General features: G+C 28.1%; 12 protein-coding genes and 1 CRISPR repeat array. Of the genes, 5 read left to right on the forward strand and 7 right to left on the reverse strand.

Annotated elements, in window-relative coordinates; genetic code table 11:
- Positions 1 to 19 precede the first annotated feature (19 nt).
- Positions 20 to 271: a hypothetical protein gene (locus CLLI_RS03405; RefSeq protein WP_242975509.1), complete on the reverse strand. Its 252-nt coding sequence runs from the start codon at positions 269 to 271 to the stop codon at positions 20 to 22.
- Positions 272 to 318: 47 nt separating this feature from the next.
- Entirely contained in the window at positions 319 to 447 is a 129-nt protein-coding gene (locus CLLI_RS14965) for a hypothetical protein (protein WP_278335563.1), read from the reverse strand.
- Between the two features lie 443 nt (positions 448 to 890).
- Between CLLI_RS14965 and CLLI_RS03410 the strand changes: the two genes are divergently transcribed.
- The 5 genes from CLLI_RS03410 (at position 891) to CLLI_RS14970 (ending at position 3290) form a co-directional block, all read left to right on the forward strand.
- The gene (locus CLLI_RS03410) at positions 891 to 1370 is read left to right on the forward strand and encodes a hypothetical protein (protein ID WP_106062840.1); all 480 of its coding nucleotides are present in this window, start codon (positions 891 to 893) and stop codon (positions 1368 to 1370) included.
- Positions 1371 to 1452: 82 nt separating this feature from the next.
- Positions 1453 to 2337: a hypothetical protein gene (locus CLLI_RS03415; RefSeq protein ID WP_106062841.1), complete on the forward strand. Its 885-nt coding sequence runs from the start codon at positions 1453 to 1455 to the stop codon at positions 2335 to 2337.
- On the forward strand, positions 2325 to 2477 hold the full coding sequence (locus CLLI_RS14435; RefSeq protein WP_170063637.1) for a hypothetical protein: 153 nt from the start codon (positions 2325 to 2327) through the stop codon (positions 2475 to 2477). The genes CLLI_RS03415 and CLLI_RS14435 overlap by 13 nt, the downstream gene beginning before the upstream one ends.
- A complete protein-coding gene (gene istB / locus CLLI_RS03420) occupies positions 2459 to 3016 on the forward strand; it encodes an IS21-like element helper ATPase IstB (protein WP_242975511.1) in 558 nt (185 codons plus the stop codon). Before CLLI_RS14435 ends, istB begins: the two co-directional genes overlap by 19 nt.
- 100 nt (positions 3017 to 3116) lie before the next feature.
- A complete protein-coding gene (locus CLLI_RS14970) occupies positions 3117 to 3290 on the forward strand; it encodes an ATP-binding protein (protein WP_278335564.1) in 174 nt (57 codons plus the stop codon).
- 57 nt (positions 3291 to 3347) lie between these two features.
- A CRISPR array of direct repeats spans positions 3348 to 3962; the repeat unit is 37 nt; unit sequence GTTTCAATCCTTGTTTTAATGGATCTTAAGATTTAAG.
- A 267-nt stretch (positions 3963 to 4229) separates the two neighbouring features.
- Here CLLI_RS14970 and CLLI_RS03430 read toward each other — a convergent pair.
- The 5 genes from CLLI_RS03430 to CLLI_RS03450 form a co-directional block, all read right to left on the reverse strand.
- Positions 4230 to 4898 carry a CRISPR-associated endonuclease Cas6 gene (locus tag CLLI_RS03430; protein WP_106062842.1) on the reverse strand — a complete coding sequence of 223 codons (669 nt, stop codon included), beginning with the start codon at positions 4896 to 4898 and terminating at the stop codon, positions 4230 to 4232.
- Between the two features lie 9 nt (positions 4899 to 4907).
- Positions 4908 to 7325 (reverse strand): CRISPR-associated endonuclease Cas3'', encoded by a 2418-nt coding sequence (locus CLLI_RS03435; RefSeq protein ID WP_170063638.1) that lies wholly within the window; start codon positions 7323 to 7325, stop codon positions 4908 to 4910.
- The gene (gene cas5b / locus CLLI_RS03440; RefSeq protein ID WP_106062844.1) at positions 7312 to 8013 is read right to left on the reverse strand and encodes a type I-B CRISPR-associated protein Cas5b; all 702 of its coding nucleotides are present in this window, start codon (positions 8011 to 8013) and stop codon (positions 7312 to 7314) included. Before cas5b ends, CLLI_RS03435 begins: the two co-directional genes overlap by 14 nt.
- A 5-nt stretch (positions 8014 to 8018) precedes the next feature.
- A complete protein-coding gene (cas7b, locus tag CLLI_RS03445; protein ID WP_242975513.1) occupies positions 8019 to 8951 on the reverse strand; it encodes a type I-B CRISPR-associated protein Cas7/Csh2 in 933 nt (310 codons plus the stop codon).
- Between the two features lie 76 nt (positions 8952 to 9027).
- Positions 9028 to 10875, reverse strand: coding sequence for a TIGR02556 family CRISPR-associated protein (locus CLLI_RS03450; protein ID WP_106062845.1), 1848 nt, complete (start codon positions 10873 to 10875; stop codon positions 9028 to 9030).
- Between the last annotated feature and the right edge of the window lie 91 nt (positions 10876 to 10966).

Genomic DNA, 10966 nt, shown 5'->3' on the forward strand with positions numbered 1-10966 from the left:
GCTACTAATTTGCCATTTTCTAATTCATATTCTCTTTAATCTTTTCAATTTCTTCTTTTGTCAGCCCTGTTGCTTGCATTATAGCTAATAAATCCATTCCCATTTTCAATAGATTTCTAGCTACTTCTATCTTGCCTTTTTCTATTCCTCTTTCCTCTACTTTGGGATCATAAAAGCTTTTCACCATATTCCTTACCTCCTCATCTATATTCTCATACCTTCCATACATATCTAAAAAATAAGAATTAATATTCTCTATTACTGTTGTCATTTCATCATAATCCATTATATTTATTTTATCATTTTCATAGGCTTTATCTATATATTCTTTTGAAGAGAAAATAATCTTTTCATAATCTCATCCATCTGAATATAGCTCTGTTTTTCTTCTTTAACGCAAAAATCCCCTTTACTTGTCTTTCCATAAACAACTTTTAATTCTACCACAGAATCATCCCCAATACTATATATTTCATTTATAGTATTAACATTCCACCAAAAGTTATACAAACAAATGTTCGTTATTTCCCAAGAAATATATTAAAAACAAAGCTTCAGATGTGACATAAATCCACCTGTAACATTGTTTCAAGCCTTGTTTTATTGGATCTTAAGATTTAAGAACATGTCTAACCTTTTAGCTTTTGTTAATGGTAAACTAAAAGGGTGGGATTTTGGCAAATAAAAAGGGAGAGTATTTTCCAGTTAGGTATAATAATAATCCAACATCTAGTAGAATTTAAAGAGATAATTTATCAGAGGGGGATGGAAAGTTGAAGGGATGGAATTTGTTTGGTGAAGTTAAGCAATATAAAGCAATGGGTTTAAATAAATCACAGGTACAGAAGGTATCAAATATAAATTATAAGACTGTGGATAAGTATTGAGACATGCCACCTGAGGAATATGCACAGCTCTGTATTGATGCTAAGTGCAGATCTAAAAAGATTGATAAGTACAAGGATGAGATTTTAGAATGGATAACAGACTTTAGCGATATGTCAGCAACGCAAATCCTTGACTGGATTAAAGAAAGGCATGGAGATGTAAACTTTAAAGAACGCTCATTGATACTCTATATAAGCAATTTTAGAGGAGAATACAACTTGCCGAAGGCAGAGTCAATAAGGCAGTTTGAGGAAGTCCTGGAGCTTCCAATGGGATATCAAGCACAAGTTGATATGTGGCAAATATGGCTTAAAATGTTAGATGGAAGTAAGGTAAAAGTTTATTGTTTTGCAATGGTATTAGCTCATTCAAGATACAAATTCATACTATGGGCAGATAAGCCATTTAGCACAGTATCTTTCATTGATGCTCATAATAGAGCTTTTGAATATCTTGGAGGCATGCCTGTTGAAATTGTATAAGACCAAGATAGGGGTACTTACTGTATCATAAAATAATGGGGACATAATTTATACCGAAGGTTTCCAGAACTATATAAACACTATGAAGTACAAAGTTAGGCTTTGCAGAGAATTCGACCCTCAAAGTAATGGCAAAATTGAAGCTGTGGTAAAATACGCAAAATACAATTTTGCTATAAACAGAACTTTTATAGATGTTTATTCGTTTAATCAAGACTCCTTAAAATGGCTTGATAGAACAGGTAATGGTAAGAAACATGAAATAACAAAGAAGGTACCAGCAGAAGTGTTTACTCTCGGAAAGGAACACTTGCTACCAGTACCTGAGCTCTTTGAAAAATATTCATCTGATATTAGTTTAACTTATGCTGTAAGAAAAAACAATATAGTTTTATACAAGCAAAATAGGTACCAGGTTCCTAAAGGTACTTATGTCCCCGGAAAAGAGGTTAAACTAATATTAAAGGGCACTAAAATAAACATCCTGGATATAGAGACTGATGAACTAATAGTGAGCCATCAGATAAGCACAAAACAAGGTGAACTTGTTAAAATTATTCACCCTGAAAGGGATATACATAATTCTGTAGATAATATATATAAAAAAGCCTTTATTGCACTTGGCAAAACCGAAAATGCAAAGATATTTCTTGATAATATTAGGAAGGAAAAGGCACGATACTGTAAAGATCAACTGGGAGTAATAATAAATACAGCACCTTCTTATGAATCAGAGGTTATAAATGAAGCAGTGGATTATTGTGTTATACAAAGTTTGTGGAGTGCAGAAATGTTTAAAGAAACTCTTGAGTACCTTGCGGTTAAGAAAGACATAAAAGTTACTCAAAAGCCTATTGGAAACAACATGCCCATTCCTTCAAAGTATAAAGGATTGAAGCCTGAAGTAAGAAGTATTAGTGAATACAGCAGCGCTTTGAATGAGGATAAAGGTAAATGGGAAAACTAGAATTAATAAAAGATTATGCTAAAAATCTAAACCTTAACTACCTAAGAATAAATGCTGATAAGGTTATTGAAAAAGCCGATTTAGGCAGCACATCTTATCAAGATTTGCTACTCTACTATCTATACTTGAGAGTGAGGTAGCCTCAAGAGATAAAAAGGCGCAGGAAAGAAGGCTTAAATATGCTGGATTCCCAGTAATTAAAAGGATAGAAGACTTTGACTTTAACTTTCAAAAATCGATAACACAAAAACAAATAAACAGGCTTGTTGAAATGGAGTGGATAGAAAGGATGTATAATCTTATATTTCTAGGTCCTTCGGGCGTTGGAAAAACGCATCTTGCGGTTTCCTTAGTATACAAGGCTGTAGAATTAGGCTACAAGGTAAGTTTTACTAGCATGGATAACTTAATGCATGTCTTAAAAACACAGGAAATATCAAGAAAAAGCAAAGGTAAAATCAACAGGATTCTTTCTTCAAACCTTATCATAATTGATGAACTTGGGTACTTACCTATAACCAGGGACGAAGCTAATCTGCTCTTTCAATTAATATCAGCACTTCATGAACAGGCTTCACTTATAATCACCTCGAATAAAGGTTTCGAAGATTGGGTTGAGCTCTTAGGAGATCCTGCTTTAACTACGGCTGTACTAGATAGGAATATCTTACAGATGTGAGCTTTTTAATATGACTGGTAAAAGTTATAGACTTTAACATAGGAAATCTATATTTTAGAGAATAAAAAATGGAAAAACTTCAGTAAAATAGTTTGCCGAAATTTCTCCAAAAGTACTTGCCAATAACAACAGGTGGGGTGAAATATTTGGAAATCCTGTTATGACTGCAACAATGACCGATAGGTTAACCAATAAATCCTACGTTGTTAATATGAATGGAAATTCTTACAGAATTAAAGAAACTAAAGCTTGGCTTAATAGTCTAAAAGAGTGATTTCCATCTTTTGGTGGGCAGGGTTTTAATTATATTTTTGCCTGAAATTTATGTACAAAATACATCCTTGTTTTAATGGATCTTAAGATTTAAGAGAAAATGTAACTTTTACTGGATTATCAGCGTTAGTTTCAATCCTTGTTTTAATGGATCTTAAGATTTAAGTCAAATAGTTTTAACGTGTAATCTTTTCGTTGTTTGTTTCAATCCTTGTTTTAATGGATCTTAAGATTTAAGAAAATGATGAAATAATACACCTTAAGGCACTGTCCGTTTCAATCCTTGTTTTAATGGATCTTAAGATTTAAGATAATTTACTTGAAGCAATGGAAGGATGGATAGAAGGTTTCAATCCTTGTTTTAATGGATCTTAAGATTTAAGGCCTTTGAATTCTTTCATGTTTAATCTCCTCTCTAGTTTCAATCCTTGTTTTAATGGATCTTAAGATTTAAGTTTATCCACGATTAATCACCCCTGTTTAATAACTTGTTTCAATCCTTGTTTTAATGGATCTTAAGATTTAAGATAATTTTGAGGAGGTTTTCTTTTGTACTTTTGAACGTTTCAATCCTTGTTTTAATGGATCTTAAGATTTAAGTAACACCTCGCAAGCTAGATATATCAAGGGCTTAGGGTTTCAATCCTTGTTTTAATGGATCTTAAGATTTAAGCCGTAATTCTTGCAAAAGTACATAACTTCAATACTTAATATTAATTTTAAGACAAGCTTAAAGCTAATATTTTTATTAGTTATTTGATTAAAAAAGTGCTTTTTTTATAGTTTTACATACTTTTAAGACATCTTAATCCCATATATATAGCTGCTATGCAGACCTGGAAATTTATTTTCTCAATAATTATTATATAATGTAACTCATCATTAGTAAATAGTTGGTTATTAACTCACTTGTAATAATATGCTTTCTATGAAAACATAATTATTTAAAATCAAAATTTCCCATATATTTAACTGTTCCAAAGCCTCTTGAAACTGATTTTCCCACCGCCATATAATCTGGAATTTTAAAATTTGTAATAAATTCTCCTTTAAATCCCAACATATCCTTATTTTTAAACCTTATTCCACAAGGCTGTAGATTTAAATATGCAATAATTTTCTCATCAACAGTATATTTAAACCTTTTAGACATAGACAATATGTTACCAATTAAAATGCTTTTCAGCAATTGTGTTTTTTCTTCTTCATTGGATTTTTTATATATTTTAAAATTATTTTCATTTAAACACATCCATGGGGAATCAAATTTATATTTCAATAATGTATTGCATATACCATATTCAACTTTTTCATATTTTATTTGTTTCTCATAAATATTTAAAATATTATTTCCAATATTTAAAGTATCTATTTCAGTTTCTATTTTTTTTATTATATCTATTCCTTCATTAATACCTAAAATACAAGGCATATGATGGATAGCTTTGTACTGTATTATAGGATATCCATATATATTTTTTTCACCTTTATGATTATGAAGTTCCTCATATTGTGAAAATTTATTAGCTATAAAACCTCTTATTTTAGGTATATCTCTTTTAGGCATTTCGATATTTTCAAAACATAACCTCATAATTTTTAATTCCATAATTTCCTCCTATAATATTACATCATTTTCTTCTACTTTATACCCTGTATCTTTATTATAACTTGCACATAAACCTTCATAAGGCACATATGCTATTCCCATTTCTTCGCTTTCTTTCACCTTATTTTTAAATATATTTATTACATTATCATAAAAATCCTTTTTTATATTATTAAACATTTCTCTTCTAATCAATGGATTATCCTGTTTCATGATTTTTTTATATTCATTCCAAATATTTTTAGCTTGTTCATCTACTTCTATAAATACAGATACTTTATCTTTACTATCAATCAACTTAAAATTGTTAGCTACATCTTTAAAATTCAACTTAAGAATAGCTTCAATTAAATCTTTGGACTCCTTTTCACTCATATCTTTTCTTACTTTCTCAAAATACTCCTTATTCATATCCAAATATTCTTCTTCATATATTATATTTTTCTCTGATAATACTTCCTTTGTTTTAGATATCAAATAATTATCGTATATAAAACTATTATACTCTTTACCATTTTCATTATTTATATTGTATAAATGCACATCTCCTAAATATTCTCCTCTGTTTTCCCTATTACATCTTCCGGCACTTTGATTTATAGAATCCAATGTAGCCAAATCTCTTACTACAATATCCATATCTATATCTACCCCTGCCTCTATAAGCTGAGTGCTAATCACTATTTTTCTTTTCTTAATTTTATTAAGTTTTATAATTGTATTATTAATCTTTTTAAAACTTACATCATTTATTAATCCTTTTATTTTATTATAAATAAATTTATCTAATTGTATATTTCCAGTTTTTATTTCTCTTATTCTTTTTCTTCTTTCCTTTGGTATAATTCCTGTGGAAAGAAAATATATCCTTGTATTTTCTAAATCCAAACTTTTTATAAATTCATAAGTACTTTGTGCTAATTTAACCGTATTCAATATAATTAAAATATTTTTCTCTTCATTTTCTAATATCATATTTTCCATTTCCACAAGAAAACTATTATAATCAATACTATCTAGATTTACATGTAACTTGGTTCTTTTAAACTTATCAAAATATTTCTTAGGCTGATCTATTAATTCCTTTATCTCATCTTGTTCAAAAATAAGTGGCTGCGTTGCAGTAATAAATATAAAATATATATTTAATTTTTCAGCCATAACCTTAAATAATTTATTTATAATAAGCCAATATTTAAAAGGTAATGATTGAACTTCATCTAATAGCACAATAGAGTTTGCTATGCTATTATACTTAACTAATTCACTATTTCTACTAGAAAATACAGTATTAAAAAACTGCATGAAAGTAGTTACTATAATCTGAGAATTCCAATTTTCTATTAGAAATTTTGCTTTATTATCATTATAATTTTCCCATTCACTAATATAATGTACTTCACTTAAATGATGATGTTTTAAAATTCTATCATTAGTTACTTTTTCTTCTCCCATAACTTTTTCTATAATTTCACTATAAACTTCATAATTTTGATCTATTACTGAGGTAAATGGTAAACAATATATTATCTTCATATTCTTATTTAATTTCTTTTTTAATTTTAAGGCTGCTGACATACTCATTAAAGTTTTTCCAGTACCTGTAGGCGCTGTAATTGACATTATACGATTATTACTTTCCTTTATTCCTTTTTCTACATCTTCACTAATTTGATTTCTTATATTTCCCAGTTTAGAATTTTTGCTCTTAAACTTTATTTTCTTATATTCATCCACAATATTATAGGGAATATCATATTTTATATTATTGAACTTATGAAATATAGCATCTTCTTTATCTCCAAATATAAGGCAGGAAAATAAGAACTTATAAACTATATATTTTTCTAAATCCTCATTTTTTTGTATTTGAGTAAGTTGTTCAAATGCTTCATAAGCTATATCTTCTATACTATTTAGTAATAAATTTTCATCCACATATTTTAATCCTAATTCTTCAAGTATATGTTTAATTTCCTCTTTTTCTAAGGAGTTCAACTGATTTTTTACTAACTTTTTAGCACTCTTTACCTGGATTGCATCAATAGTATATTCAACATCTGAATTTTCCAAATTACCATGATGCCTTTTAACTATAGTAAAAGCCATTAATGCTAGTTCTTCATCATAATCTTTTAATAAATGATAAGTATATAGTGCTGAGAGATAACCATGACATCTTAGGTTTTTATCCACATCACTTTTACCATAATTAATCATTTGATCTAAATACCTTTGAAAATATTTTGTACCTTTTCCAAGGTCATGGGTATACCCCATGACCTTGGAAACATACATTAATTTTTCCTTTTCATATGAAAACTTAATATCTTTTTCTGTTATAATCTCGCTACATCTATCCCCAACATTTTTAAGATGATTTATAAGTAAAATATTCTCATGAGAATTTAGTTTATAAGAATACAATTTTTTCACCTTCTCCTACACTGTAAAAATTGTTTGCAATACATTTTATAGGCTTACAATTTCTTTCATATATAACCTTCTTATATTCTATAACCTCTCTATCTTCGTTCATTTCATTAGGAAGTGTATCTTTGAAATACTCACAATTTATTTCAAATTCTACGGGTATTTCCTTTTCAAATGGAATTATTGAATCTATATAAACATAATCCTCTGAATGTTCTTCCTTTAAATCTAATTCTCCAACGAATTTAAAGTTAGCTATATACTCACTAAGACCCAATGAAAGTGTATAATAACTTTTATGATTATATAAATTTTCTTTCATTTTCTCATATAATCCTTCATTGTTATGAGTAAAATATATTCTATATGCACAATCTTTTAATATCTCAAAAGTTACTTGAGTTCTGTTTTGGATTTTACTCATCATTTTTGCTGTCTTTGTATCTATAAGATTATATGAAATTCTTGATTTTTTAACTGGATTCATAAGTCTTATGGAAATATTGGCCTGATCCTTTGTAAAATATTTTAAATAATCATTTTTATCTATTCCTAAAATAGCAGCTATCATTCCAGTTATAGCAGTACGTGGTGGAAAAGAAAAAGTTAATGGAGAAGAAGTAGTATAAAATTTTCTGTAATGTGCAAAATCACCCCATACATCAAAAACTAAACATTTCATAATAATCATCCTTTTATTTTTAATTCTACTGGATTTACCTCTTTTATAGCCTCATCAAAGCCTGTTTCTTTTCCATTTAATACTAGATTAACATTATCATCAATTATATATTCAACGTTTAATATCTTCTCTTTATTTTTAATTAATGTAGAAACTAATTTATCAATATTTAATTTAAAATTCTCCAATCCTCTAATATTTTCTTCATCATTGAGTTGCGTTTCTAATTTAATACCTTTAATCAAATCCCCTATATGAAAGTTATTTTCTCTATAATTTACTTTTACAAGCATTCTAGGCATTTGACCAACCTTACTTCTTGATATTAAATTTTTAGTACCATTCCACATAGCCTCTAATAATAAATTTATATCTTCCTCCTGAAGCTTAGTTTCTTCCGCTGCATGTTCATTTATAATTCCTTGAAACCCTATTAAGCTATATGGAAGAATGTATTCTTCTCTAAAGGTTTTATTATCTTTTCCTTCTTCTGCTGAAGCAAAGGCGCCTGTTCCTTTTATTCTTTTTAATGCTACTTTATGTAGTGATCTACCTATATTAAACTGTACAGGTCCAGTAAAGGTTGCTGAGCCTTTATCATTTTTAACAAACTCAAGGGGTATAGTTGCTCCAAATAATCTTACGTCTATACAGTTGCTTAATATATTCTTAATAGCCTCCTCTTTATTTGAACCGAAATCTTTAGCTCTAGTTTTAGCATCCTGTACATAACCTTTATCCGTTCTTTTTTCCCTTACAAATATTTCTTTTCCTTTGTATTCATACAAATAATCTCTTATAGTTCTTTTTATCCTTACATCTGTAACATAATTTATTCCTGTTTCCTCATCAATTCTTGGTTTATTTGAATCTAATGGATCTCCATTTGGATTGTTATCCTTTATATCATATAAAAATATTAATTCTGATCTATTCATATATATCACAGGGCTGTACCTCTAATACAGCCTACCCCTTTCTTTTAATTTAAATTGATGTTTATTCTTCACTTATCTAATTTTCATCTTTTTTCTTAGTTATAACAAAGTTTTTATCCATATTCATTCCCATGCTAAAATATACTGGAATGTCTAAATCAGATAAATTCTCTAACCCATTTGAGTCTATTACATATTCACTAATAAGATTAAATACCTCATTATAATTTTCACTCTTATATTCTATTAGCTTATTTTGTATTTCTGGAATAAGTCTTGTTACGTCTTTTTTATTAAGTTTAAGTCCCTTTAATCTTGCTAAAAAAGGTTTCCTTTTTTCTCTTGAATACTGTATATTTAATAATCTTTCAGCTACATATCCAGTTAAAAATACTGCTTTTTTAGAACTAGTATTAAAAAATGGATTAGCTTCTTGAAAGAAAGTTTGGAATACCTCTCCCTTTGAAGAATAATCTTTAATATCCCATACTTTGTTTTCTAAAGACATATAAATTTCCTCCTTTCTGTTCTTAAATAAATTTAAATACTCTAAAAAGTATAAGAATCCAAATACTCTAAAAGTAGCTGTTGAATAACTATCCTTTTCCTTTGATATTTCATCCTTTTCAGACCTTTTATAAGCATCAATTATATATTCATTAAAAAATCTCATAATAAATTTATAATCAATTTTATTATCCGAAATAATTTTATCTATGGTTTCCAAAAAGTATCTATTAAATTTATCTCTTGGGAAAACATTGCTTAATAACTGAAAACTAACAATCTTATCTTCAAAAAACTCCAAACTTCTTATATAATCTAAAGTAGAAAAAATTTTTTTGAACCTTGATGGTGCTACATCCTCAATATTCAAAAGAATATTTAATGCTGCATTATTCTTCTCAATAAACATTAAATCATAGCTAATGCTATTTTCCTGTTTTCCTAAGAATCTTAAAGTATGTTCTTCCACACCTGCATACTTATTTCTTACATCTTCTGCATCCTTACTATTTAAAATTTTATAATTATCTAATACTTTAAGTAAATCTTTTCCAAAAATTAGTTTTGGAATAAGATAATACTTTCTTCCGTAGAAAGTAAATGTTAAATAATCATCTAAATAATTCTTGCCACTTTCTAACTTTACAGCACAGTCTTTACATACAGGAAAGTTTCTCCATGCCCTTTCATAATCAAAACCACCTGCTATATAACCCTCTTTGTCTATGGTATAAAACGGAAAAATATTAACTAATCCAAATATATCTTCCTTTTTTTTTCTACATAAGCAGCATACCGCACTGTCTTTATATACTTCTTTTTTATAAGTTTCGCTGTAACGAAATTTTTTAAGAGCATCATCAACTACTTTCTTATTAAATACTTTAAAATCGCCTATATATCCTTTTCCACTATTATCCTCCACTGCAACAGTTATAAAAGAACCTTCCTTTTTAGGAACATTAGTCAATTCTTTCTTTAAATCTTCTAATATATAAGCACTATTTTCATTTAATACACTACTGATGCCAGTCAGAATTTCTTTTTCATCTTTAAATTCTTTACCACAAAACTTAATTCCTTCCGGAAAAGCTTTTATTATTTTATTTAAAAATGTTTTTTCTATATCTGTTACTTTGGATGTCGGAGTTATATCAGTACCACGGGAAGAACCTGCTCTGTAAAGGTATCTTAATTTGTAGGCATCATCATATTGAATTAAATTGATACCCTTATATGAAAACTTTCCACATACTTCTTCTATAATAATTTCTAATCCATTATTGTATCTACCACCTCCTGACACATCCTGTATAAAAATTTCTAACAGATTGTCACTCTTACTTGTTACTTCCCCTATATTCTTTATACTTTCCACTTTTTCACCTTGTATAATGAACATATAGTAAAAATTCATTATACTTTTCCTTTCTTAAAGATTTTTACTATAATTATCATAAGACGCTGTGGATTAGTTTTATCACCTATAGCTAGACTATTTTAATTGA

Source organism: Clostridium liquoris, assembly GCF_002995785.1.
GTDB classification, from domain to species: domain Bacteria; phylum Bacillota; class Clostridia; order Clostridiales; family Clostridiaceae; genus Clostridium_AO; species Clostridium_AO liquoris.